This is a genomic window from Cognatundibacterium crateris (genome assembly GCF_010078235.1).
GTDB classification, from domain to species: Bacteria; Pseudomonadota; Gammaproteobacteria; order Burkholderiales; family Burkholderiaceae_D; genus Undibacterium; species Undibacterium crateris.
Genome location: NZ_JAABOS010000001.1, coordinates 1 through 25,432 on the forward strand (window position 1 = coordinate 1; position 25,432 = coordinate 25,432).

Sequence of the window (25,432 nt, forward strand, 5' to 3'; positions counted from 1 at the left end):
CCTTTGAATGCGAACGGGAAGTTAGATGTTAAGGCATTGCCAGCGCCGGATGACAATGATGCTGTGCTGACTCAGCGTGCTTATCTCGCGCCGCGCAATGCGACTGAACAGCGCTTGCAAACCGTCTGGCAAACCGTGCTGGGACGCACACAAATCGGCGTGCGCGATAACTTCTTTGAGTTGGGTGGGCATTCCTTGCTGGCGATACGTCTGCATGCTGCTTGTAACGCTGCCTTGGATGCGGCGCTGCCTTTACGCAGTTTGTTCGCCTTTCCGACCATAGAAGCGATGGCCAGCTTACACGCGAATGCAGCGCTGCTTGGTCATGGGCCCTTGGTACCCTTGCGCGCCAGCGGATCACGCCGCCCGCTGTTTGCGATTCATCCTTATGGCGGCACGGTGTTTTGCTATCAGGACTTGGTCCGGCAGTTACCGGATCAGGTACCGGTCTATGGCTTGCAGGCGCCCGGTCTGGAAGCAGGCGAACAGCCGCACACCAGTATTGCAGCGATGGCCACCCACTACATCGCCTGCATACGTCAGGTGCAGGCCGAAGGACCGTATCAGATCGCGGGCTATTCGCTGGGTGGCTTGATCGCACTTGAAATCGTCAGTCAGTTGCAGGCACAGGCGCAGCCGGTTTCCTTGCTCGCTTTGATTGATGTGCCTATGGCGGTGGCTGAGCAGCGTGTAGCGGTCACGCCAACACAAATCATGGCTGAAGCGATGGAGGGCTTGGGCATAGGCGGTTTGCAGGAAATGCCACGCTCTGTCGAAGAATTGGTGCAGCTATTGCAAACCCGGGGCCTGGTGCCAGCTGGATTTGCTGTGGCAGATGCGCAGCGCTGGGTCGATGTTGCACTCAAGATGATGCAAGCGGCACATGCCTGGCAAGCGCCGCGCTTGCAACTGCCTGATGACGCTGTCTGCCTGCAAATCCGCGCCACACAAAGCGCGCAACAGTTGTCTGACTGGCCTACACATTTGCAATCCGGGCTACATACGCTCGATCTGGACTGCAGTCACGCTGCACTGATGCAGGCCACATGGGCAGACAAGCTGGCTGCATTCCTTGCGCCGCATTTGTTTTAATCATTCAATCTCATCAGGAGGACATCACATCATGAGCAAGGACAATCAAAACGGCCACGAAAACAATTGGGACTGGGTGGTGCTGATCAACGCTGAAGAACAATATTCAGTCTGGCCGGAACAGCTGGATATTCCCGAGGGCTGGAAACAGACTGGCACCATAGGTTCCAGAGAAGAATGCCTGGCGCAGGTCGCTGAGTTATGGACAGATATGCGTCCACGCAGCCTGCGTACTTTGGGCTAAGTCATGATTGCGCATAAAGCTCAGTGCTGCCTGAGCCGGAAACAGGTTCAGGTTCGCGCTGGCAGGCAAATAGCGGTACACATGACGCCTGCATGTTCACGCCAGCGACCTGCGATCACGGTCCCGTTCGCGAAGCGGCCGCAGTCTTTTGTCAGCACCGCCACAAATTCTGCATCAGAACGCAGACTTATCTCTGCATCGGAAAAATCCATCCATACTTTGGTGAGCGGATGCAGGCATTTGAATAAAGATTCTTTGGCGCTGAACACTAAAGGCAAGGGCAACGCGGCGGCACGTTCTGCTGCCGTGCAGATCACACGCGCCAGATTTGGTTCGAAACGCTGGATATTGGCGAGGTCTATGCCTATCGCTTGCCAAGCGCCACCAGCACGCGTCACAGCAACGGCTGCCACGTTTTCAGAGTGCGTGATGGAACCTAGGATGCCAGCCGGCCACAGCGGTGAGCGGTCAGCTGCCACAGGAATGGCACAGGCTAGTCCGCTTACCTCTTTCAGCGCCATGTGTGCCAGCCGCCGTCCGCTTGCGAATTCAGCCTGGCGTCGTGGCACTGCACGCGCAATGGCTTCGCGTTCTTCACTAAATAATCCCGCCAGAAGCCCGGTTTCCGTGTGCGCTGATTCTATAGTTGCTTCCGCGACGACGATCTCGGGCGGTAGCAGTGGGCGTATCCAGCCCGAATCAGAAACGGTGTCGGTTTTCATACGGAATTTAAATGGAATGGAATGGACGAATTCAACGCAGACATGATAGCACTGCATATGCGGCCACCTGAAATCAGTCAAGAGTAGCAGCCTAAAAAATATGAAAAAAAAATCTTTACTACTGTACCTGATACTGGGCTTGAGCTTACCGGCTCTGGCTTATGTCTTACTGAACCGGACTGTGCGGCCTGCCCAGTCTGGACTTGTGCTACAGCAGATCAAAGTTGACCGTGGCACCATAGAGTCTCAGCTGCGTGTCACGGGCTTGGCGGTCAGTGAGCAAAAAGTGGTGCTGACAGCCGAGGAGTCAGCCCGTGTCAGCGAGGTATTGGTGCAAATTGGTCGCCATGTGAATAAAGGCGAGGCCCTGCTGAGCCTGGATGCGACAGATATTAAAGCTGAACAGCTGGTTCAGCAGGCGCAGTTGCAGCAGGCAGAAGCAGAGTTGGGTAGCCGGCGCGCGCAACGTGATGCGCTACATCAGGATATGTTAGCCGGCGGTGAATCCCGAGAGCGTGTGAAGGAGCTGGACCTGCAATTGCGTAGCCTGGAAGCAAGGCGGGATGCAGTGCGCGCCGATGCTGGCCGACTGCAACTTCGTTTGAAAAAACGCGGTTTGTTCACACCGGTCAGCGGCGTGGTGGTCAGCGTAGAGATCAAAGCGGGTGAAACTGCACAGGCAGGTAAGCCACTGCTGGCTATCATCCCGGAAAACAGTATGCAGGTGCTCGCTAAAATCGAGCCTGCTGACGCTGCTGCAGTCAAAGAGGGAATGCCAGCACTGATTGCGCTGGATGGGCATCCTGAAACAGAAGTCAGGGAAAAAGTAATCCGCATCAATCCAGCGGTGGAGCGCGAGGGCAGTACGGATTATCTGGCCGTGTGGCTCAGTCTGGCAGCGGGCGGCCTGAATGCGCGTTTCAATCAGCAACTGGATGTCAGGATACTGACAGGCTCTGCACAGACCGTGATTCGTGTGCCAGTCGAAACGCTGTTCAGTAAAGCTGGCAAGAGCTTTGTCTGGCTGCTTGTCAACGGTAAGCTAAAGCAGCAAGCAGTCGTGGTCGGCATGATGGGCGATCGCTATGTAGAGATACGCTCGGGCTTAGAAGCCGGACAAACCATCGTCGTGCCACAGGGAGAATTGCTCAGCGAAGGCACAGTGATTGACACCGCGCACACTGTGGTCAAACCATGATCAGCATACAGAACGGTAAAAAATCCTATGGCCACGGCGCGACTTTAGTGCCAGTGTTGAAGGATATTACGCTGGATATTGCGGCCCATGATTTTGTCGCGATTATGGGGCCATCCGGCTCCGGAAAATCAACCTTGATGAATGTACTGGGCTGCCTTGATGTACTGGATGAAGGGCGTTATATACTCAATGGTGAAAATCTGGATAACTGCAGTGAAGCCGAGCTTGCACGCGTACGCAACCAACTGTTTGGTTTTGTTTTTCAGTCCTTCAATCTGATTCCGCGCCAGAATGCCTTGCGTAATGTGGAGCTGCCTATGGTGTATGCCGGTGTAGCGCCTGATGAACGCCTGGCGCGTGCCAGCCAGGCACTCAGCGATGTGGGGCTTGGGCACAGACTGGATCACACTCCGGCACAGTTATCGGGTGGGCAGCAACAGCGTGTTGCGATTGCGCGGGCCTTGGTGAATGATCCGGAAATCGTGATTGCCGATGAGCCCACTGGCGCGCTGGATTCGAAATCCGGCACAGAAATCATGGAAATTTTCTGTGATATGCATGCGAAGGGCAAGACCATCATCATGGTGACGCATGAGAATGAGATCGCAGCCTATGCACGTCGTGTGATTCATTTGCGGGATGGATTAGTGGACAGGGATAGTTGCAAATGAGTGCTCAACAATCCACCTATGCGCGACAGCTCCGGCGCAGTATTCAGGGGCGCGATTTGCTGGCTCAGGCCTTACTGAGCCTGGGACACCGGCGTTTCCGGACTTTTCTGAGCGTCCTCGGCGTCGCCATCGGGATATCTGCGGTGATACTGATCGGTGTGGTCAGTGAAGGCGGAAAAAATGTGGTGTATTCAGAGTTGCAGACCTTTGGCCTGCGCACAGTCTGGATTTATCGCGACAGAAAAATCCTTGATCCTCAGCGCTTGCAAAGAGCGGGCAGCGGCATCACAAATGAGGATTTGATCGCACTCAGTAAGTCGGGCTGCTGCACGTCGGTGGCGCGTTTTTCGCCCTTAGTCTACAACGCGCGTACTGGCGCAAACCTGCTGAAAGCCGGTAATAAATTCAGCCGTGTGAATGCAGTTGGCGTCGGGCCAGACTACATGGAAATCAATAATGATTCCACGTCTATGGGCAGGGGATTGAATACAGATGACATCGCGCGCAAGCGTAAGGTCATCGTAATAGGTGAAACCACATGTCGTGAGCTGTTTGGCAGTCAGAGTAATCCTCTGGGCATGGAAGTGCAGTTGTATGGACAAACGTTCGAAGTTATCGGCGTATTGGCGCACAAGGACCGCAGTTTTTTATCCAGTATAGGTTCGTCCGGCGGCGGGGACGCGGACGCACGCGCACTGATCCCCTACAACCGTCAACAAGCGATCATGGGTAGTAAAGACATCGATACCATACAGGCGCAACTGGTCAACGATCAGGCGCCGGCCGCGCTGGGAACCGGGCAGATCATTGCCTTTCTCCAGCGTGAGCACAAAGGGAATTATGACTACCGCGCTGACACCATGGAGCAGTACATCGAAACCGCCGATAAGATTTTAGGCGGCGTCTCCAAGATAGGCATCATCGCCGCCTCGGTGTCCTTGTTTGTAGCTGGCCTGGGCATACTCAATATCATGAGCACTTCTGTGTTGGAACGTACGCGGGAAATCGGCTTACGCAAGGCGCTGGGTGGCACTGAGCGTTCCATCCTGCTGCAATTCTTACTCGAAGCGGCTTTGATCAGCGGTCTGGGCGGTGTACTTGGTTTGTTGCTGGGATTTGCTACCAGCTACCTGATTGTGCAGCTGACCGGATTTCCCCTGTTACCTTCGCCGGTCACCGCGCTGCTTGCGTTGGTCGTTTCGGTAGTGATCGGTTTGATTTCAGGGTTTTATCCGGCATACAGGGCAGCTGCTTTACGCCCGGTTGAGGCATTACGCTATGAATAAAAACCATGTGAAAGCACTACATGCACTCTGCAGTGTGTGTCTGATCACGCCAACGATGCCAGGTCTTGCCGAAGTGGCGCGGGCCGCAGAAACGCAGGATGCAATGATGCTGCGCTACAGTCAGAGCCTGACATTCAAACCGGCCGCAGCACGTCCTCTGCGTGTTGTCAGTATGCTGGATTCCAGACAGGCAGCTAGCTTCCGCACACAAAAACCGGATGCACAGGGCTATGGTTCCGATGCTCCGGACGCAGCAGACCTGGCCGAAAACGCAGCTCAGTCAGCGCGCCCCCGTTCGCTTGAGCAGGCAATTCAAATCGCATTGCGTAAGCGGCTGACTATCCGTATCGCACAGCTCGCAAGGCAAAGCGCGCAAACTAAAATTGATCAGGCGCAGGCCAGCTTTAAGCCCACAGTACGTGTGTTGGCCGATGCACTGGCGACCAATAATTACGATACCTATTCAGGCACGACGTCTTCCGTCAATGTACCCGGCGCAGGAACATTTACCGCAGAAACCATACGCAGCCTGCCTAAATACCAGATTACGCCGTCCTTACGCATCGATTACGATCTCTACAATGGCGGACGCGATCAGGCCATGCTGGCGCACGCAGTCGTACAAAAAGACAGCATGGATGTTCAGCAAAGCCTGACGGTCAGGCGTGTCGTGCTTGAAGTTGCGCAAAGCTATTTTCAACTGCGGCATGCCTGCGTGCGGCGAGCAATGGCACAAAGCGCTGTGCAATTAGCCCAGGAAAAACAAACGCTCGCAGCAACACGCTGGTCGCAAGGGCGTATTGCTGATATCGAATATCGCACGGTCGCGAATGCGCTCAGCGAGCATCAGCTTACACTCAAGCTACGCAAGACCGAGCTCGAAAGCACTTATCTGCAATTCAGCACAGCAATAAATAGCGTTAGTTCAGCAAATACTGAAGCGGATGCAATGTGTGGCTTTGACAGCACGCAGGAACAGGATCTGGCAGCCGTAGCACCTTACGCAGAACCCGGGCTGGACAACAAAAAAAATCTGTTGGAGCTACAGGCAGCGCAGAAACAGATACAGATACAGCAGGCTGCTGCCAGGCCTAAGATCAGTCTGTATGCGCAGTACGCGGGTGTGGGGCGCACCGACAGCAGTAACACGACTTCCGTCAGCAATGTGCACAGGCGCGATGCCAGTGTTGGCGTCGCGCTCAGCTACACGCTGTTTGATGGTGGCCTGGTACGTAACAAAATAGCGGAAAGCGTACTTGAGGCAGAGCGCCTGCAATTGCGCAATCAGGAATGGGACGATGAGCGCGCGCGCGCCAGAGAGAAGGCTCAGCTGAAAATGAAGAGTGCTCAACTGCAACAGGAACTGGCACAGAGCCGGCTGGAGCTGGCGACATCGCAGCGCCAGTTAGCGGCTGATAAACTGAACCATGGCACCGGTAGCACGCTCGCGCTGAGTGAAGCGCAAAATCGGGAAGATGTGGCTGCGGCAGAACTCGCCATCGCCCACAATGAGGCAGCGCTGGCACAGCTGGATTTCCTGTTCCCCGCGGTGGCACGTCAACGTACAGGCGCAGAGCTGACCGCGCCATAAATTGAGATATTGTGCCAGATCAGGGTTCGATGACCACTTGTACCGAACTGCTGCTAAGCAGGGAAATGCCGTATTCTATGATGTGTTTATCCTGATCCTGATACACGCTTTCCACGCACAGCACAGGACTGGAGCTGGATTGCTGTAACTGACGTGCCACATGTTTGTCAGGCAGCTGGGCGCTGATGCGGCTCAGCTTACGCGTGAATTCCTGTACACCGCAGGCTTGCAGCGCCAGATGGGTTTTACCCAGTTCCTGATAGTGACGCGCAAAATCGGCAAAGCGCGGCAGCGGAAAGTACTGGGTACAAACGCCCAACACTTTATCTTCCACCACATCAAGGGTGTCAATTTGCAGCACCTCAGTATGTTCGTCTATGCCCAGCATCTGCGCCACGCTGGCAGTGGCAGGCAAGACGTGGTCGTTCAATATCCGGCTGTGTCCGATTTTTCTTGCCTTAGCCAGACTATGCGCAAGCCGGGTGCGTTCCCCAAGTTCATAGGCGATCACTTCCTCGCGTACGAAGCTGCCTTTACCTTGCACCACTTCGATCAGTCCGCGTTCCGCCAGCGCTTTCACCGCTTGGCGCACCGTGTGACGGTTCACACCAAAGCGTTCAGACAGACTGGTTTCATTCTCCAGCTTGCCGCTTAATTTTCCGCTGTAGATATCTTGCGCCAGTATGGCTTCGATCTGACGCCATACCGGCGTACCCTGGCCGCGTTTAAAGGTGGAGGTGTTGGATTGCTGGTTGCTCATGGTCTGTGTTTTTGGTGGATTACAGCGATTCTACCACCTGCGCTGCCAGCGCCAGAGCTACGCTCATCCCTATGCCTGCCGTCATGTTGACTGTGGTGAGGCAGGGCTGAGGCTTCAGAACCTGATAGGGTTGAGCTGCGCTCGCATACACGCCTTGCCAGTGGCGGATAGCAGAGACCGGCGTCTGCAATAGCTCACTGCACAGTTCACGCAAAATCACATCGGCTTCCGCGCTCTGAAAGATGGCCGCGTCGTCTGCGTAATGATGGGTGTCACCGACGATGATGCGGCTGGGGTCGTCTAATTGCTGTACGATCAGATGGATACCATGCTCCGGTATTGCCGGATGTTGTTGCTGTAAATGCGTATGGTAGCGCTCAGCCAGCAGCGCGAGTTGCGGTGTCTGGCGGAAGGCCGGATAGTGCAGGCAGGACAGACCAGTCAGCAAGGTCGGCGCGATACGGCGTGGCGCAATCCCTAATTCCTGCATTTGCAGACTGCATAAGCGTATGCCGCTGTCTGCATACAAATGCGGCATTAAATGACGGAATTCATGACCGCTGCACAGCAGAATATGGTCGGCCTTCACCAGCCCCTGCGCGGTGTGCAGCACCTGATCATCTATGCCCAGCACCGCGCATTGATAATGTATGCGTACGTCCTTGGTTTGCTGCAGCCATGCACTCAGACGCGGTATCAGCCGGGCCGAGGCAAAGCCGATTTCATGTGGACTCGATAAGGCCGATACTGCCGACTCGCGCTGCCAGCCAGCATCAGCCAGCTGGTGTTGACTCATGAGCTGCGTGCCATACTCGCTGCCCAGCGCTTGCTGAAAGCATTCCAGTATGTCAGCTTCATAGCGGTTACACGCCAACATCAGACTGCCAGCTTCTTTGTACCAGACACCTAATTCCGGTAGCAGCTGACGCCAGCGCTGCAAGCTGGCGCGTGCCAGCTCCAGCATCTCTCCCCGGGCATGGCCCAGATGCAGACCCAGGCCGAAATTCCTGACCGATGCCCCCAGCGCCTGGCTATCGCGCTCATAGACATCGACCTGAAAGCCCCGTTCAGCCGCCGCCAGCGCATGGGCTAAACCCAGCATGCCAGCGCCGACGATAGCCAGGCGTGGTTTGTGCGTAGTCATGGGCGTTCGCCACCTTGCATGCGCAACTGGATGTCGTTTAACACCGGCAGCAATTGTGCGACGCTGTCGATCAGGTAATGCGCGCCAGCCTGTGCCAGTAACTGACCTGCATACTGGCGTTTTTTATCCTTCAGACTGGCATCTGCAGCTTCAAATTCTGCCAGGCTGAAACCCGCTTCATTACCCGATAAAACCAGACCTACCGTCCACATGCCGGCATTGAGGCCTTCTGCAATGCCAGGCACGGTATCATCGACCTTGACGCAGGCAGCGACATCTGTGATGCCCAGTGCGATCACGTTTTGCAAGGCCATCCACGGTCCCGGACGCGCACCGGCCGCCAGATCATCCGCCGCTACCGCACAGTCGACGGTAATGCCAGCCTGGCTCGCGTGTGGCAACAAGGTATTCATGACCTGACGTGGATAGCCAGAGCAGGAACCTATTTTGATTTGCCGCTCACGCAGAGCCTGCAAAGTCTCCAGTGCGCCCGGTATCGGTGCTGAATATTGTGCGACCTGGCTGATCTGCATAGGCATAAAACTTTCGTAAATATGATCGATCTGCGCTTCGGTGGCGCTGCTGCCAAATTGTGCGAGCCAACGCTGTTCCACAGCCGGGATGCGGGTAATAGCACGGATATGATCCCGCTTCGCCATCCCCATCGGTACCCGCGCTTCCGCCAGTGAGATCTGGAAGCCATAAGCGGCAAATGCATCAACCAGTACCTGAGTCGGTGCGAACGAGCCAAAGTCGACCAGGGTGCCAGCCCAGTCAAAAATTACGGCTTGCAGGGGACCGCTGTAGCGGCGCTGATAGCGATAAGGGTGTTGAACTGCAGCGTCAATAACATCGCTGATGGCGGCTTGCGGAGTCTGTGTAGTCATACTGAGTTTCCTTAAATTTGAAATTGGTAGTTTGTGTGGGATCACAGCCGTGAGCTGAGCTGCTTTTTCATTGTTCTTTCGGGATGCCCATCTGTGCTAAGGCATCTGCAATGGCTGCCAGCGCGCCGTCCAGATCGGCCACTTGTATCGCGCCGATACAGCCTATGCGGAAGCTCTCCACTTCAGTCAGTTTGCCCGGATACAGGATGTAGCCACGCTGTTTGACCAGCTCATAGAACTGCTGGAAGTTCCAGTGTGGATGAGCGGGCGCATGGACTGTCACGATGATGGGTGCCTGAATCTCAGCGGGCAGGAAAGAGCGCAAGCCCAGACGCTGCAAGCCTTGCAGCAGGTGGTCGCACAGTTGCTGGTAACGCGCCAGTCTGCCGGTTTGCGCGCCAGCTTGCTGGTACTGCTCCAGTGCGCTGGCCAGCGCCGCGACGACATGGGTAGGCGGGGTGTAACGCCACTGGCCGGTACGCTGCATATACGTCCATTGCTGGTACAGATCGAGCGACAGTGAATGGCTATTGCCTTCCGCTTCCATTAATGCGCTACGGCGGGCCAGTACGAAGCCCATGCCCGGTACGCCTTCCAGACATTTATTACTACTCGCAATCACCGCATCAAAGCGCAGGCTGCGGCTATCGAGTGGTAAGGCGCCGAAGGCACTCATGGCATCGATGATCAGACGGCGGCCGGCAGCATGTACGATGTCAGCGATTTGCTGCAGCGGATTCAGGATGCCGGTACTGGTTTCTACATAAATCACGCCGACATGGCTGATCTCAGGATGAGCTGCCAGATAGCTGCGTAATTGTTCGGTATCGATGGCCTCGGTTTCGCCTGCATCCAGCACGGCGCAGGCGCGCCCCATCATCTGGGTCAGCTGTGCCATGCGCTTGCCGTAAGCACCATTCACCAGTACCAGCAATTTGCCGTCTTTAGGCAGCAGGCTGCCAATCGCGGCTTCGACCGCAAAGGTGCCCGAGCCTTGCAAGGGAACGCAGACAAATTCGTCGTCAGCCGGATTTATAATGGCGAGTAATTGCTGGCAGACGCTGGCGGTCAGACGATTAAAATCAGCATCCCAGGAACCATAATCATGCAGCATGGCGGTTTTGGTTGCCAGGCTGGTGGTCAGCGGGCCGGGGGTGAGCAGGATGGGATCACGCATATCAGGACTCCTTGGTAAGTGGTTGTTGCCAACGGCGATGACGGTTTTCGAGCAGGCCAGTCAGCATTTGCAAAATCAGGTTGATGAATAATGAGGTCACAACGATCAGGGTCGCCATTGCTGCTGCAGCAGCGGTATCTCCGGCATCATCCATATTCAGTACTGATACCGATGCCAGCACGGTGTCCGGGCTGTACAGGAAAATCACGCAGCTGACCGTGGTCATGGCAGAGACAAAGAAATAGCGGAATACGTCAATCAGCGCAGGCAGGCACAGGGGCAGGGTGATGCGCCAGAACAGGGTAAGCCAGCTGCGCCCCATACTCTGGCCTGCGGCCTCAAATTCCTTGTCCAGCTTGCGTAATTGCGTACTCAGGGTCAGGTAGGCGGTAGTGTAAAAGTGCATGATGGTCGCCATTACCATCAGACTCATGCCGCCATACAGGAAGTGCAGCGGATGCGCAGGCTGATTGAAGCAGAAAATATAGCCCAGACCCAGTACCATGCCGGGTATCGCCATCGGCCACCATGCCAGTTGTTGCAGGCAGCGGCTGAGCCAGTGCTGGCTGAATTTTTTCAGGCTCAGATAGCTGCTCACCGTGACCAGCACCGTGCCACCCAGCGCGGTCAGCAAGGCCAGTTGCAGGCTGTTCAGAAAGGCTGACCAGCCACCGCCATCGACCGCATCAAAATTGAAATGACGCAGTGTGAGTTCCATTTGATATGGCCACAAACGGATCAGCGCTGCATAAATGCCGGTGCCAAACAGAGCCAGCACAAACAACAGCATCAAAGCGCAAAGCAAGCCCAGCAGCGCATCACGCCAGACATTGCGCCGTATTTGTAAAGTCAGGCTGCGTGCGCTCAGACCGGCTTCCGGGCGACTGGCGGTATAGCGTTCCAGTGCAAAGCTCAGCAAGGCCGGGGTCAGCAGTAGCAGTCCTATCACCGCACCCTGAGAAAAATTCTGCTGGCCGATGACTTGTTTATAGGCTTCCAGTGCCAGCGTCTGGGTCTGGCCGCCTATCACTTTAGGAACGCCAAAATCCGTCACCACCATCGTCAATACCAACAGCGCGACCGACAATAAGGCAAAGCGTATACCGGGCAAAGTAATGCTGAAAAACTGGCGCATGCGGCTGGCGCCCAGGCTTTGCGCTGCTTCGTAAAGGCGTGCGTCGGCCACGCTGAGCGCGGTGCTGAGGATCAGGATGGCATGCGGCAGCGTGTAAAACACCTCGCCGATGACGATGCCTATCGGCCCGTAAATACTGTGTGATCCCAGCCAGGATTTCAGTAAGCCCTGATTGCCAAATAAATAGACCAGAGAAATCGCAGGCATCAGCGAAGGGCATAACATAGGCAAGAGCAGCAAGCCACGTAATTGGCGGCGCAGCGGCAAGGCCGAACGCATCAGCGCAAAGGCCGCCAGCAAGGCAACAGGTAACACGATGGCCAGCGTGATCAGCGCCAGTTGCAGACTGCTGGCGGCTGCCTGCCAGATTCTTGCTTCGCTGAGTACAGCAAAGAAATGCTGCAAGCCTATCCATTCGCCAGCCTGATTTTGCAGCGCTTTTTGCAGTATGCTCAATACTGGCCAGACCAAAAAGAGCAGCAGTAAAGCCGCCGCTAAGATCAGCAAGAGTTTGCCGAATGCGTCGCTCCAGGCGTGCGATGAGATGGAGCGCAACAATGCAGATGTTGATGGCGTTTGCATGGCGTCCGCCGTCTGCAGCGTCGTTCTGGGCGCGTTCATGCAGACTCCGTGTCGAATACGGTCAGGCTGGCTGGCGGTAAATGCGCGCACACCATTTGTCCGGCCACCAGCTGGCTATAGGCGGGATCACGCTGATGTAACTCCACCTCAAAGCGGATATCACGTTGCTTGCACAAAGACAGGGTGGCACGGCGGCGGCCAGCCAGAAAATCCACTCTTTCGACTATCGCCATCCATTGATTGGCTTGCTGGCTGTGCGCCTGCCATTCGCTTTGTATCTGCACATGCTCAGGACGGCAGAATACTTCCAGCTGTTGTTTGCCTGGTGTCGCTGTTGCATGCAGCTGCAGCGTTTCACCGGCCAGTTGCCAGTGCTCGCTCTGATGCTGCGTGATTGGAAACCAGTTGCAGCGTCCGACAAAATCAGCCACAAAACGATTTGCAGGCTGGTGGTAGATTTGCTCGGGTGTGCCGCTCTGTACGATGCGTCCCTGATGCATGACCGCGATGGTATCTGACAGCGCAGCGGCTTCATCCTGATCATGTGTCACCATGATTGTGGTGACGCCTAGTTTTTCTTGCAGGCGGCGCAGCTCGGCCTGCAAATGATCGCGCACCTGCGCATCCAGTGCCGACAATGGCTCATCCAGCAATAACAGGCTGGGCGCAGTCGCCAATGCACGCGCCAGTGCCACTCTTTGCTGCTGGCCACCTGATAGTTGTGCCGGATAGCGTTGTTGTATGCCTTGCAGGCCGATCAGATCCAGTAATTCATCAACCCGTCTTTGTTTAGCATGACGGCTGTCGCGCAAAGCAAATGCGATATTGTCACTGACATTCAGATTGGGGAATAAAGCATAGGATTGAAACACGATGCCGTAATGACGCTCAGCCGGTGGCAAGCATGAAATGTCACGGTTACCCATCAGGATTTGCCCCTGATCTTGCTGCTCCAGACCAGCGATGATACGCAGCAGTGTGGTTTTGCCACAGCCGGATGGCCCCAGCAGGCACAGGAATTCGCCTTTGCGTATATCCAGGCTGATGTGATCCAGTACCTTGGTTGTGCCAAATTGCTTGCTGATATCGCGGCAGCGCAGCCAGGCTTCTGTGTGAGGCTGCGCTAATGGTGCGCTCTGTGCTGACTGTGCTGACTGTACTGTCGGCAGATCGTGTAAATGCATAATTTTTTCCTGAACAGCGTGCTTTGCATAGCACGCTGCGCTGACTCATGTTGACGCAACAGACCAGACGCGGAGGCTGTCCACGCCTGCCTGCGACGGCTGCTTGCCGGGCAATCTGGCCCGGCAAGGCCTGCTGCTTTATTTGCTGACTGGTTTCGGTTCGGTTTTGGCGTCGTAACGCTTGCTCCATTCTTTCAGGATGCGTTCACGCTGTTCCGCGGCCCAGCGCAAGTCCTGCTTGATCAGCAGTTGCTCATAATTGGCAGGGATGTAGGCATTGGGTTTGGCGACGCCTGGATAGGCCACGATGGCGAAGTTCTTTTCATACTGTTCATTGGCCGAACGCGATGCCGCCCAGTCGGCCAGTTTGCGTGCTGCTTCCGGAAATTTTGTGCCCTTCATGATGGCAGTCGCTTCCAGATCCCAGCCCAGACCTTCTTTTGGAAAAATCAGGTCTATCGGTGCGCCGGATTCTTTCAGCTTGGCAGCACGATATTCAAACGCGATCCCGATAGGGAATTCGCCAGCTGCGGCTTGCTTACAAGGTTTGGAGCCGGAGTGCGTATATTGCGCGATATTCTCATGCAGCTTGTCCATATACGACCAGCCTTCCTGTTCGCCAAACAAATGCAGCCAGGCAGTCACATCAAAATAGCCGGTGCCACTGGAGGCTGGATTTGGCATCACGATGCGGCCTTTGTATTCAGGCTTGAGCAAGTCTTTCCAGCTTTCCGGTTTTTTCAATCCCAGTTTGGCTGCTTCAACAGTGTTAAAGCACAAGGTCGCACCCCAAACATCCATGCCTACCCAGGCTGGCGGGTTCGCGCTGTCTACATAGTTTTTGCTGAGCTTGGCGACGTCTTTCGGTGCATAGTGCTGCAGCATGCCTTCTTTATCCAGAATCAGCAGCGAGCTGGCCGCCACCCCCAACACCACATCCGCTTGCGGCGCAGCTTTTTCAGCCAGCAGCTTGGCCGTGATGATGCCGGTGGAATCACGCACCCATTTGATTTTCACATCCGGATATTCTTTTTCAAACTGCGCCTGATACGCCTTGAGCTGATCGGCTTCCAGTGCCGTGTACACGGTCAGTGTGGTATTGGCCAGCGCGTTAGCGCATTGCAGCGACAGCAGAGTGGCACAGCTGAGTACAAATTTTCGCAAAGTCATGACGGTTTCCTTGTTAGGGTTGAACAGGTGGCGGATAAACACTGCACGCTGCGCACTGTAACAAGTGAAAATGACAGGCTAATGACATCTAGATGACTTGATATTTCTGTTTGTTTTAAATGATTCTTAGATTCTATTCGGTCTTAGTGATAGCGCCGCTTGCGGTCGATATAGCGCCATAGTTTTGGCAATTGGCTGCCTGCTCTGTATGGCACAAAGCAGCTTTTTAATGACAGACTATCGCTTGGTCAGCTGCTGGTGATTTCATCTCGCTGTGTCAGTAACTGGTAAATACGAACTTGGCTTGATCTTGAAAAAAGTCTATAATGAGACTTAATTAAATCCAATGTTAGACTTTATTGGCTTTGGGTGAAGTGAAATCAGTAGCAGTGGCATGTGCGTTTTTATGGATGAAAGCGGAGGTGAATATGGCAGTCAGCATCAAAAAAGGTGGCGATAAAATAGGCGGTGGTCCGGTCTTGCCACCGATGTCAGGCCTAGCAGTACGCAGCAAATCTTCATCTGCCACCACTGCTGCAACAGAAAAAACTTCAGCCAAGGTACTGACGATGCCTTTTCGTGGCAATGTGACCGAAGTGATACACCATATGCGCAATGGGGTCAGTGCTGAACTGGTGCCTGTGATTGCGCGTCAGTTTGGTATGACGCAGGATGGCTTGTTTGAGCAATTGCGTCTGCCGAAAAGCACCATGAAATCCCGCATCAGTAAAAATGGCTTACTGTCTTCTGCTGAGCAGGACAGAATGTACCGTGCTGACAGAGTCTGGAAGCGCGCTTTGAGTGTGCTGGAAGATGAGTCGGCGGCACGGCAGTGGATACGCGGCGTCAACCGTGCGCTGGGTGGCGAAACGCCTTTATCGCTACTCGATACCGAGGCGGGTTATGAGCTGGTGCTCGACACCTTAGGAAGGATAGAGTACGGCGTGGTGTCCTGATGTCGGCGCAACTGGTCTGGCGTATCGCTAAACATACGCCACAATACCGCGCCGATGATTTGAGTGGCGGTGGTGCCAAAGCAGTCGGCGGGCGCTGGAATGCCAAGGGTAGTGCGGTGGTGTACAGCGCTTCCAGTATTGCACTCGCGACGCTGGAGACACTGGTGCATCTGGGTGACCAGATCGCGATCCGCAATGCCTTTCTGGTGCAGATCACCATACCGGCTAAAGTCTGGAAAGAACGCGAAGTGATAGAAGCCAGCGAGCTGGATCCGACCTGGCTGGCCGAGCCACCAGGCTCCGCCAGTATTGATTTTGGTACGCAATGGCTGCAGGGGATGAGCGCGCCGCTGTTGCTGGTGCCATCCATCATCGTGCCGGAAGAATACAATGTGTTGATTAATCCCGCCCATGCTGCGGCCAGACAAATCAGCGCGACCGTGAAGCGGCAGTTTATTTACGATCCGCGTTTGTGAGCTGATATCAGCTGCGCCTCAACCCTGATTCAGCTTAACAGCAGCCTCGGATGTAGCCTAAGCTGCAGCGCTGGATGCAAGCGCACCCGCCCAGAAATCGCGCAGGCTGGCCAGCAATTCCGTCTGAAAATCTGGCCGTATCGGTGCAAATTGTGGTGCCGCCAGGATGCGCTGCAAATATTCAGGATAATCCAGCGTCTGCCACAAACCGCGTATCAGCGCATAAGTGCGCAATAGCAGCGCCACCCCGCGCCCCGCTGGCAACTGCAAAGCCTGATCAACGCGCTGGCCGGTGCTGACCAGGGTCTGGGTCAAGGATGTTTTAAATTCCAGTAAATACGCTTCACTCAGATTCTGTTCCAGCACGCTGTAGGCCATCGCATCCAGCCGCAGAAACTCAGGATGGGTCGCGATGTATTCGCAGACTTCCTGCAGCAAACCATCCAGTCCTTGCGCCAATGCCGCACTCTCCAGATAGCTGCTGATACGGCGCAGTAAGCCATCAAATTCCTGCGCTAACAGCGCAACAAAAATTTCCTCTTTTGTGCGGAAGTACAGGTAGACCGTGCCTTTCGCGAGGCCGGACGCCTGCGCAATTTGTGCGGCCGAGGGCAGTTGATGGCTGTCGCGCACAAACAGCTCACGCGCCGCTGCCAGGATGGCGTTGCGGCGTAAGACTTTATCGTCGTCGGACAGGGCTCTTTGCTTCATGGGTGCGTGAGGGTGGGGGATACAGTGGTCAGACATTGTAGCTGTTCTGGGCTATAGCCGCAGCCGTGGCGCACATCACAACGCAATCGCAGCGTTCAGCCCTGCAACTGCTCCGATTCAAGGATCAGCAGCTTAGGCATTGGCGCCGCTTGTTGCGCTGATTCTGCTTTGCCTGCATAAGCCGACTGCGCCAGTCTCAACATCGCGCCTGCCACCACCGAAATCCCAACCGGGCGATAACGTGCCGGCAGCAGCCAGCGCAACGGACGCAACACACGCAGCGCAATCGCTTCACCGCTTCTGTGATCCGGCCGCTGTTGTCCTTCATTGTCGAGTAAAGCAGGACGCACGATGCCCAGCGTGCCAAAGCCCAGCGCCGCCAGATCACGCTCGGTTTCAGCTTTTACCCGCAGATAAAATGAGGATGCCTTGAGCGCCGCACCCAGCGACGAGTTATAGACCATGCAGTTCACACCCGCTGCCCGCGCCATCGCCGCACAACGCAGCACCAGATCATGATCGGTCTGGTAAAACGCCGCCTGCGAACCCGCAAGCGCCATCGTGGTACCGAGCGCGCACAACAGCACATCAGCCTGCCAGATTGCATCGTCAGCCTGTAGCTGATTGAAATCACGGATTGGATTGTGCAGGCGGGCATCATCAACAAAGCCAGTCAGCGCACGGCGCGTCGGTGCGCACACCTGGGTTACGCCAGGCAAGGCCAGCGCTTGCCGTATCAGTGATTGCCCGACCAGCCCGCTGCCGCCCAGTATCAGGATACGCAATTGGCTATTCGTGGCTGTCTGTGAGATTTGCATGATGCCTTCGGCTCCGTGGGTTTCAGTTTTTCATGAGAGTGTACGCGACTTTGCTTTGTATGCTGCGTGGCGTAAAGCGATTGCTAAAGATCGTGAGCTTATTCATCAGCCCCGGCACCACGCTGAGTTTGCCTTTGAACATAGCCTGCAAACCGATGTGCGCCACTGGCCGCGATTGCATCATCACCAGCCTTTGATACAGCGTTGGCCGCTGACCCGACACCGCCAGAAAATTTGTCGCTGTAATCCCCGGTGACAGCACGCTGACCTTCACGCCATACGGCGCCAGCTCCTGATGCAGCGCCTCGCCAAACAACAGCACATAGCCCTTACTGCCTGCATACGCCGCGTAAGTCGGCGTCGCCTGATAGGCCGCGATACTCGCAATCAGCAACATATAACCCCGCCCGCGCTGCTTCATCTGCTGGCCAAACACATGCGTGAGCCGGGTCAGGCTCAGCATATTCAATTGCATCATGTCCAGTGTCTTTTCCAGTGGCTGCTGCAGGAATTCGCCATACAAACCATAGCCCGCATTATTGATCAGAATATCAATCGCTATCCCATCCGCATCCAGCCCCTGTTTCAATTGCGTAGCCGCATCCGCCGCCGTCAAATCCAGCCCCGTCACCCGCACCTGCACCCCATGCTGCGCCCGCAATTGCGCCGCCAGCTCTTCCATAGGCGCAGTCCGTCGCGCCACCAACACCAGATTCGCCCCCCGCGCCGCCAGCAAATGCGCAAAATCCACCCCAAAGCCACTGGATGCCCCGGTAATCAAGGCCCATAAACCGCGAATGTCTTGCATATTTCCATCCTTTTCCATGCTGGATTTGATTAAATGACTATTGGTCAGTTGTATTCTAAAAATAAATGACCGTTGGTCATTTGAGTGCATCGTAAATCTGCTGTTGAGGCTTGTCAATAAAAAATATCGTATTTAGCAGGGCGGGGATGCCGCTTATTTATCGTCATCTAAGACATTTTCCGCTTAAAAATCGCCATGACAGTCTGATAAAACACAGTTTGTCGATGAAATTACTTCAAGGCTAGTTTTTTGCTTAACAAACTGACCATGCCTGACATATAGTTGCTGTTTTGTATCGAAAATCGGCAAAAGTCATGAGCGACAATAAAGAGAACATCATCTATTTCCCTGTTGATCAGGGCGAACAGGCCAGACAGCCTAAAGCAGAAAATTTGCTGGCGCGCGATGTGTACAAGCGCATTGCCGATTTATTGGAGCGAAGCGACAAAAAATTAAATGGAAAACTGGACGTTGAATTAGATGATTTGCGTGCGCATGAAGCCATTCTGATCGATGGCGGCAGAGGCACCGGTAAGAGTTCTATTCTCGTGAATTTACCGCTATACCTGAATCAAGAGCCTGAGCTTAAGGATAAATTATTGATCCTGAAACCGGTGGACCCTACTTTGCTGGAAGACGGTGATGACTTATTCCTCAATATTATTGTGGCGGCTTTGCTGCGTGATAAACAGATTAAAGATGCGCTAAGTCGCGTAGATCATAAAACCGAGGCATTTTATGAGCAATTGCAGCGCCTGGGCACGGCCTTAGAAGGCGTGCAAAAGCAAAAGAATGAATTTGGTCTGGATAAATTACGTGCATTCATCGGCAATCATGGCATCGCCGATGAAGTCCATAAGTTATTTGGTCTGGCCTTAGGTGTCACAAACAAGCGCCTGATAGTCTTACCTATCGACGATGTAGACACTTCATTACAGCATGCGTTTGAAAATCTGGAAGTGGTCAGAAAATATCTTGCTTCGCCATACGTAGTTCCTATCATCAGTGGTGATTTAAATCTTTATCGTGATGTGACCTGGCGTGAATTTTATGGACGTATTACCGATAAAGTGAAAGACCATGCAGAAGGGGTACGCCGTACAGCGAATGAGCTTGCGATCGAATATCAGCGCAAGGTTTTACCTTTACCTCGCCGAGTTAATGTTCCTGACGTGATGGAGTATTTGTGTAAGAAAGATATTCTGCTTATAAAGGGCGACAAAAAGCTATTGTCATTTGCAGATATGTATGACTTGTTGATATTGATACTAAACGGTGCAGTTAACGGGCGTGATAACAGTTACCTTGAGCTTCCGGTTTCGTCGGTCAGGGAGTTGTCACAATTGATTATTTCGATTGGCGGTAATCTTGCAGATTTAGCGCCGCATTTGAGTAGAAATAAACGTAGTACAGATGCTGTAGAAAATGACGAGGATAAATTAAATGGTGTGGATAAAAATCCTTACTTCGATCAGATACTGAATCAACGAACTGTTAACAGTGAGTTTGATAAGTTGTTGAGTCAACTCATAGGAAAGCTTGCAGCCTATTTTTCAATTCACGATAGGGCAGGTGCGGCATATCTGGTCGTCCAAGCTGACCAATACTGGTACAGAATTTGGGGGGGATCAAAAAAAGAATCAAAAAATAAGTCAGAAGGGCAACCACCAGAACAAAAAACAGCTTGCCAAAATCCGTTGAACATCCCTTTGTTCGCTCCTCTTTCGCATTCTGCTCATCAATTTTCAATGTTCGAAAAAGAAGATGGTTTAAAAGAAAATTGGAATCAGCAACTCAAAGAAATAGTACGCAATCCAAAATGGCTACGTGAGCTACCTGAGCAAACTGTTTTGCCTTATCCAAATCTAGATCTGGGAGCGCAAGTGCACAGGCAACTGGCATGGCCTGTTAAATCGACAGATCAGGAATTGAAGCGGGACCATTCAGAGTATTTTGATGAACTGTTGCGGCAGTTGTTGATACATGAGGGATCTTATTCAATTGGGAATGACGCCGTCTTGGTTCAGATTGGACGCATCTTTGAACTTCTTATTGCGAGTTTGACGCAAGATCTTACTGCGGACTATGTCAAGGATTTGCTGCAAAGGCCACCTTTTTATTCTGCTTCAGCTCTTTCTCTTAATACCACGGGAGCTTTTTTGGTGACAGAGTTTGGAAGTAAAAAAGATGCGACGGAGACAAGCGATTTAGTGGAAAACGATAAAAAGAGCGAGAAAATTCGATTTGAAAAATCGATTGATTCGTTTGTTGAAGAAATCAATATCTGGCGAGAGGGACAAAAGCTGGATCAATTTCGTTTGAGTCCTTGGTTGGTCTACTGTGTGTTTCACAAGCTTTTTACACGTGCGGCTTCAGGAGATTCATCGAGAGAAAAGGCTTCATCGGAAAAGAAGAACCTATCGCCCCTATACAGAGTCAAATATGATCTAGAAAGCGGCCAACTCAATTATTCGCCGAATGGACACTTGCCTAAATTTAACTATGTCATAGATGTTGGTATTCGTGCGTTTAATGCAATCTGTGCAGATTTTGGTAGTTTTGAAAAAGGAAGCTTCAGTGGTCAACACAAAAAGATCAGTGATAACGAGGTAGGGACAGCATGGAATAATTTTCATAAGGCCTCTTTGTTTACCCAAAATATCAGTCCATTCTTAGAAAATGTGAATTTCTCTAACGATAGCGATTTCAGTAACACGAAATCAAAATTAGGAGCAGTTGTAGGTAAGCTATACCTTCATCCTTTGGGACAGATGTTGAAGAAATCACTGAGAGAAAAAGAAGTTGTTGTGATTGATCAACCTTTAAAAAGTCTTCGAGTCCTGTCTCAGGATGAAATTTCAAAGGATGAAATCGCAATGAACAACCTTTTACGTAGTGAAATTGACGGGGTGTTACTCCAATTTGTTGGCGAAAATTTCAATGAACGTTTGAAGATTTTGTCAGAGCAACCTAAGAACATAAAAGACAAAGTTAAGACCAGTTTTTTAAGAGGACTTTCTACGACACTTCAAAGGTATCTCAAGGGATATTTAGTAAGTAAGAGTGGAATACACGGCAGTAGTCATTTGGCTCGATTTATAAAAGCGATAGAACTAGTTCCAAGTGATTTAAATGCTTAAGCCGGAGATTATTCAACTTGGTATCAGCACTTGCTTCTGTAGTTCGGCTTTCGCTACGCAACTGAAACAACACCTGCTCAGCCCCGACCCATGCCATCTGATGGAGCACAGCCATTTTCACGCTGCCTGTCTGGACGTGTTGCAGGCTGACCTGGACAGAGACTGGCCGCGGCGTTTTCGTCTAAATGAAATCCGGCATGGTTTGCAAATCGTGTGGCCGCAAACGGCCTTGCGTGGTCCTGCATTCAGTAGCCTGGATTATTTGTATGAACAGCTGTTTATCGCAGATGGTGATGCGCTGCGTTATCGCGATGGGCAGGAGCAGGATTATGTGCGCTTTTGTGCGCAGCTCGATCCGGCGCTGGTGGTGGGTTGGAAGTTTGCGCAGCATCTGATGTCGCCGCATAGTCTGACTACCTACGATATGCAGCGCATCGTGGGGCAGCAGCAGGCTTTGTTCAGTCCGGCTGCAGTCGATGGCAATGCGGTCGCGGAAAATCATGTGCATCTGGGCGGCGTGCATACCAGCGGGCTTGCTTTGTTATTGGGTGTACTGGCTCCGGATAGCGATCACCTTAAACAGCATCCTCAGCATTCGACTTTGTGCGAACTGCAGCGTGTGCTGCATGGTTTGTTGACGCGCGCGAGCTGGCTGCCTGAGTCCTATGAGTATGGGGCAGAACCAACATGCGATGCCACGCTCAATTTGCTGCTGCAAGATAGTCTGGGCGAGCGTTGGCGCACCCAGCCGCAACGGCGTAGCGACTGGCAGTTGATTGCGCAGCAAAGTGTGCATGCCTCAGTGCGCGATCCGGCCTGGCTGCGCCAGCAAATGGCAGTCGCGATGTTGGCCGGGCGCGTTGCCCAAGCCTGGTTATGGTTGCTGATCTGGCTGTGGCGGCATTATCAAAGTCCGCAATGCCCTTACGCGCTGCGCGTACTCATCATTTATTTTTTGAATCGTCTGATGCATTTACGGCGCGAGCTGATTATGGATGGTCAGGGCTTGACGCGCTTCGTGGCTTATTACGACAGGCCATTGCGCTGGGGTGAGCAGCAACCCAATCATCTGAATGCCGCGCAAGTGCTGTTCCAGCATCCCGACGATGTGGCAGAACTCAAGGTAACGCGTTCCAAATTCAATCCCGAGGAAATCGGTTTGTGGTTGCGTCAGCTTGCCAGCGCGACTGGCGTGGCTGCGCCGCAGGGGCTGGCGCCTTTGCCTGCGGACGAGGCTGCAGCGTACCGTACATTGATGGATCGCTGGCATTTCTGCATACATTTTTTACGCATCCCTAAATTCCAACATCATCCGGAACTGGTGTGGCGGGAGGCGCGCCAATTACGTGAACAATGCCTGTCGCAGGCGGGCTGGGACAGGCCGGAATTGCTGGGCCTGAGCAGCCGTTTTCCGCAGGATATGCGTCGTCAATTGCTGCCGGTGCGCTGGGTGCGCGGCCTGGATGTGGCTGGCGATGAAAATCTGGTGCGGGTTGAAACCTATGCGCCTGCATTGCGCTGGCTGCGTCAGGGTTTGCAGCATCAGGCAGAGCGACAGGAGTCTGTCGCGGGCTTGCATTTGAGTGTGCATGCGGGTGAGGACTATGCCCATCCTTATTCCGGCATGCGCCATCTGGATGAAACCGTCCAGTTTTGCGAGATGCGTTCCGGCGACAGGCTGGGACATGCGCTGGCACTGGGCATACGTCCGCGCGACTGGCTGCAGCGTCATGGTGACATGGTGGTGCCGGTCGATGAGCATGTCGATAATCTGGTCTGGGCCTGGCATTATGCGGGGGTGATGGCAGAGCGCCTGCCCTTAGCGGCGCAAGTCATGCCTATGCTGGAGCGACGCATACGGCGCTTTTTGCGCTATGTACCGTGGATGCATCCGGCTTGTCTGGATTGGCTGCAGCCGGGCAGTACTCTGAAAGCAGCGCATGAACAATTTGCCTGCAAGGCCGACGCGCATATCACGTGCACCCATCCGGAAACCTTATTCAAAGCCTGGCAGTTACGCCGCAATTGCAGCTGGCAATTGAAGCAGGCCGAGCTGTCTGGTATTTGTGATGCGGAATCGGCGCAGGCATTACCGGATCGCTATAAGCTGATGAAGCCTTGTACCCCGCCTGCGCAGTTGCAGGGTGATGCAAGTACAGCTGAAGCAGCATCGGATTATTTGCCCGATGTACGTTTGTTCCGCGACCGCGCGCGCTGGTTAGATATGCAGAAGGGCGGCAAGCCAGCACCGGCCTGGGGTTGTCGCCAGACCCATGCGGCTTTGCCTCAGGTCAGAGTCTCGCTGAGCGGGCCTGAACACAGCGACAGTCGCTGGCAGCAGCAAGCTTTAAATGCGCTGGGCACCCTGAGCGATCAGCATACGGAAACCGAGCTGGAATTTATGGAAGCTTTGCAGGATTATCTGCTCGATCTGTACGATGCGCGCGGCTTGATGATAGAGGTGAATCTGACCAGCAATGTGTATATCGCAAGGCTGGAAAGTTTCAGTGAACATCCGGTATTCAGATGGTATCCGGTCTCGGAAAGCGTGCTCAAACCGGGCGAAGCGGCTAACCGCTTTGGTCTGCGCCGTGGTCCGATCAAGGTCTGCATTAATACCGATGACCCCGGCATCATGCCGACCACACTCAGAACCGAATTTGCCTTGCTGCGCGCCGCCGCGATGGAGCATGGCGCCACCCGCACCGATGCCGAAAGCTGGACCGAACGCCTGCGCCAAACCGGCGTGCAGGAATTCCGCCGTAAACATCAGGCTGTGTGGACCCAGCGTAGCGTGTGAGGCGCTTGCAGGGTGTATGACACATCTGTGGCTGAAGATAAACACAGAAAACTTCTTAAAAATTTAACTCAAATAAAAAAGAAAAGGGATAAACGATGGCTGAAAACGATTTAGCTGTGAATACGCAGAATCAAAGTGACACCACCGCGCTTGCGGCAAATGGGGCTGTTGAACCAGTCGCAGATACGGCGGCTGATGTTGCTGTGGTATCGGCGCCAGCACCAGACGCGGGCACCGATTTGGCGCCCATCGTTGATCCGGCGCAGCTGGAGGTGCCGTTTAATACTGAGGCGATGGGCTTGATCGCTGCTGCGAAAACCAAACTCTTAGGCGAGATTGATACCTCAATCCGCTGGTATGCGGAAAAGGCACCGCAGCGTGGCTTAAAGGCCAGACGTTTGCGGTTTTGGATGATCACCTTTGGTGGCTTGTCTGCTGTCGTGCCTTCGCTGACGCAGATGCATTTGCCAGAATGGCTGGTTACGTGGATAGGCCCGACGATCTCGCCGATGTGGACCTCGGTACTGATTGCACTGACGGCGACCCTGTATGCGTATGAACGTTTTTATGGTGACGCTGAAGCCTGGATGCGCTTTGTACTGGCGCAACAACAGTTACAGCGTTTGCGCGAAGAATTTGAACTGAACTGGCTCACGATACAGGTTTTACGCGTGGGTCAGCCCGATCTGGGTAAGGAAATGGCCGAGCTGATCCGCGTATCCCGCGCACGCCATCGCATCATCCAGCTCGAGACTGAGCAATGGACAGCGGCGTTTAAGGCTGGTCTGCAAGCGACTACGCCTAAGCAAGTGGAAGAGAAGGGTGCTTCCCCCGAAATTTAGTTCCCCAAAGGTGACGTAAAATCAATGACACTTTGGAA

The 25,432-nt window shown here is 53.7% G+C and carries 22 protein-coding genes; 11 read left to right on the top strand and 11 right to left on the bottom strand.

The features are described 5' to 3' along the window. Both EYB48_RS00005 and EYB48_RS00010 read left to right on the top strand, forming a co-directional pair. On the top strand, positions 1–1,092 hold a 1,092-nt coding region (locus tag EYB48_RS00005; RefSeq protein ID WP_235934800.1), incomplete at its 5' end, for a thioesterase domain-containing protein. A 31-nt stretch (positions 1,093–1,123) separates the two neighbouring features. Further along, entirely contained in the window at positions 1,124–1,336 is a 213-nt protein-coding gene (locus tag EYB48_RS00010) for an MbtH family protein (RefSeq protein ID WP_162018245.1), read from the top strand. Between the two features lie 47 nt (positions 1,337–1,383). On the opposite strand, the gene EYB48_RS00015 is transcribed toward EYB48_RS00010, so the two are convergent. Then, entirely contained in the window at positions 1,384–2,115 is a 732-nt protein-coding gene (locus tag EYB48_RS00015) for a 4'-phosphopantetheinyl transferase family protein (RefSeq protein WP_162018246.1), read from the bottom strand. A gap of 43 nt (positions 2,116–2,158) precedes the next feature. Here EYB48_RS00015 and EYB48_RS00020 point away from each other — a divergent pair, with 43 nt between their 5' ends. The 4 genes from EYB48_RS00020 to EYB48_RS00035 are packed head-to-tail and all read left to right on the top strand — an operon-like array spanning position 2,159 to position 6,804. Beyond that, positions 2,159–3,256 (top strand): efflux RND transporter periplasmic adaptor subunit, encoded by a 1,098-nt coding sequence (locus tag EYB48_RS00020; RefSeq protein WP_162018247.1) that lies wholly within the window; start codon positions 2,159–2,161, stop codon positions 3,254–3,256. Continuing rightward, on the top strand, positions 3,253–3,927 hold the full coding sequence (locus tag EYB48_RS00025; protein ID WP_162018248.1) for an ABC transporter ATP-binding protein: 675 nt from the start codon (positions 3,253–3,255) through the stop codon (positions 3,925–3,927). Before EYB48_RS00020 ends, EYB48_RS00025 begins: the two co-directional genes overlap by 4 nt. Beyond that, a complete protein-coding gene (locus tag EYB48_RS00030; protein ID WP_162018249.1) occupies positions 3,924–5,213 on the top strand; it encodes an ABC transporter permease in 1,290 nt (429 codons plus the stop codon). Before EYB48_RS00025 ends, EYB48_RS00030 begins: the two co-directional genes overlap by 4 nt. Further along, positions 5,206–6,804, top strand: coding sequence for a TolC family protein (locus EYB48_RS00035; RefSeq protein WP_162018250.1), 1,599 nt, complete (start codon positions 5,206–5,208; stop codon positions 6,802–6,804). The genes EYB48_RS00030 and EYB48_RS00035 overlap by 8 nt, the downstream gene beginning before the upstream one ends. 19 nt (positions 6,805–6,823) lie before the next feature. Here the strand turns inward: EYB48_RS00035 and phnF are convergent, their stop codons facing one another. From phnF to EYB48_RS00070, 7 genes are all read right to left on the bottom strand, one after another. Beyond that, positions 6,824–7,564, bottom strand: a complete 741-nt coding sequence (gene phnF / locus EYB48_RS00040; RefSeq protein WP_162018251.1) for a phosphonate metabolism transcriptional regulator PhnF — start codon at positions 7,562–7,564, stop codon at positions 6,824–6,826. Between the two features lie 19 nt (positions 7,565–7,583). Next, a complete protein-coding gene (locus tag EYB48_RS00045; protein WP_162018252.1) occupies positions 7,584–8,708 on the bottom strand; it encodes a TIGR03364 family FAD-dependent oxidoreductase in 1,125 nt (374 codons plus the stop codon). Beyond that, complete coding sequence (gene phnX, locus EYB48_RS00050; protein WP_162018253.1) at positions 8,705–9,595, bottom strand: phosphonoacetaldehyde hydrolase; 891 nt, start codon at positions 9,593–9,595, stop codon at positions 8,705–8,707. Before phnX ends, EYB48_RS00045 begins: the two co-directional genes overlap by 4 nt. A 67-nt stretch (positions 9,596–9,662) precedes the next feature. Next, a complete protein-coding gene (locus EYB48_RS00055) occupies positions 9,663–10,772 on the bottom strand; it encodes a 2-aminoethylphosphonate--pyruvate transaminase (RefSeq protein WP_162018254.1) in 1,110 nt (369 codons plus the stop codon). A gap of 1 nt (position 10,773) precedes the next feature. Continuing rightward, positions 10,774–12,528, bottom strand: coding sequence for a putative 2-aminoethylphosphonate ABC transporter permease subunit (locus EYB48_RS00060; protein WP_235934802.1), 1,755 nt, complete (start codon positions 12,526–12,528; stop codon positions 10,774–10,776). Beyond that, positions 12,525–13,673 carry a putative 2-aminoethylphosphonate ABC transporter ATP-binding protein gene (locus EYB48_RS00065; RefSeq protein WP_162018255.1) on the bottom strand — a complete coding sequence of 383 codons (1,149 nt, stop codon included), beginning with the start codon at positions 13,671–13,673 and terminating at the stop codon, positions 12,525–12,527. The genes EYB48_RS00060 and EYB48_RS00065 overlap by 4 nt, the downstream gene beginning before the upstream one ends. A 138-nt stretch (positions 13,674–13,811) precedes the next feature. Next, positions 13,812–14,843 (bottom strand): putative 2-aminoethylphosphonate ABC transporter substrate-binding protein, encoded by a 1,032-nt coding sequence (locus EYB48_RS00070; protein ID WP_162018256.1) that lies wholly within the window; start codon positions 14,841–14,843, stop codon positions 13,812–13,814. Positions 14,844–15,271: 428 nt separating this feature from the next. On the opposite strand from EYB48_RS00070, the gene parS reads away from it, so the two are divergent. Beyond that, on the top strand, positions 15,272–15,799 hold the full coding sequence (gene parS / locus EYB48_RS00075) for a type II RES/Xre toxin-antitoxin system antitoxin (protein ID WP_162018257.1): 528 nt from the start codon (positions 15,272–15,274) through the stop codon (positions 15,797–15,799). Then, on the top strand, positions 15,799–16,275 hold the full coding sequence (locus EYB48_RS00080) for an RES family NAD+ phosphorylase (protein WP_162018258.1): 477 nt from the start codon (positions 15,799–15,801) through the stop codon (positions 16,273–16,275). Before parS ends, EYB48_RS00080 begins: the two co-directional genes overlap by 1 nt. A 57-nt stretch (positions 16,276–16,332) precedes the next feature. On the opposite strand, the gene EYB48_RS00085 is transcribed toward EYB48_RS00080, so the two are convergent. From EYB48_RS00085 to EYB48_RS00095, 3 genes are all read right to left on the bottom strand, one after another. Next, positions 16,333–16,986, bottom strand: a complete 654-nt coding sequence (locus tag EYB48_RS00085) for a TetR/AcrR family transcriptional regulator (RefSeq protein ID WP_162018259.1) — start codon at positions 16,984–16,986, stop codon at positions 16,333–16,335. Between the two features lie 95 nt (positions 16,987–17,081). Beyond that, positions 17,082–17,804: a Rossmann-fold NAD(P)-binding domain-containing protein gene (locus tag EYB48_RS00090; protein WP_202927615.1), complete on the bottom strand. Its 723-nt coding sequence runs from the start codon at positions 17,802–17,804 to the stop codon at positions 17,082–17,084. Between the two features lie 22 nt (positions 17,805–17,826). Further along, complete coding sequence (locus EYB48_RS00095) at positions 17,827–18,612, bottom strand: SDR family NAD(P)-dependent oxidoreductase (RefSeq protein WP_162018260.1); 786 nt, start codon at positions 18,610–18,612, stop codon at positions 17,827–17,829. A gap of 314 nt (positions 18,613–18,926) precedes the next feature. Here EYB48_RS00095 and rdrA point away from each other — a divergent pair, with 314 nt between their 5' ends. The 3 genes from rdrA to EYB48_RS00110 all read left to right on the top strand — a co-directional run bounded on the left by rdrA (position 18,927) and on the right by EYB48_RS00110 (position 25,394). Beyond that, complete coding sequence (gene rdrA, locus EYB48_RS00100) at positions 18,927–21,752, top strand: antiviral RADAR system adenosine triphosphatase RdrA (protein ID WP_162018261.1); 2,826 nt, start codon at positions 18,927–18,929, stop codon at positions 21,750–21,752. Further along, entirely contained in the window at positions 21,745–24,552 is a 2,808-nt protein-coding gene (gene rdrB / locus EYB48_RS00105; protein ID WP_162018262.1) for an antiviral RADAR system adenosine deaminase RdrB, read from the top strand. Before rdrA ends, rdrB begins: the two co-directional genes overlap by 8 nt. Before the next feature lie 95 nt (positions 24,553–24,647). Next, a complete protein-coding gene (locus EYB48_RS00110) occupies positions 24,648–25,394 on the top strand; it encodes an SLATT domain-containing protein (protein WP_162018263.1) in 747 nt (248 codons plus the stop codon). Positions 25,395–25,432: the final 38 nt, after the last annotated feature.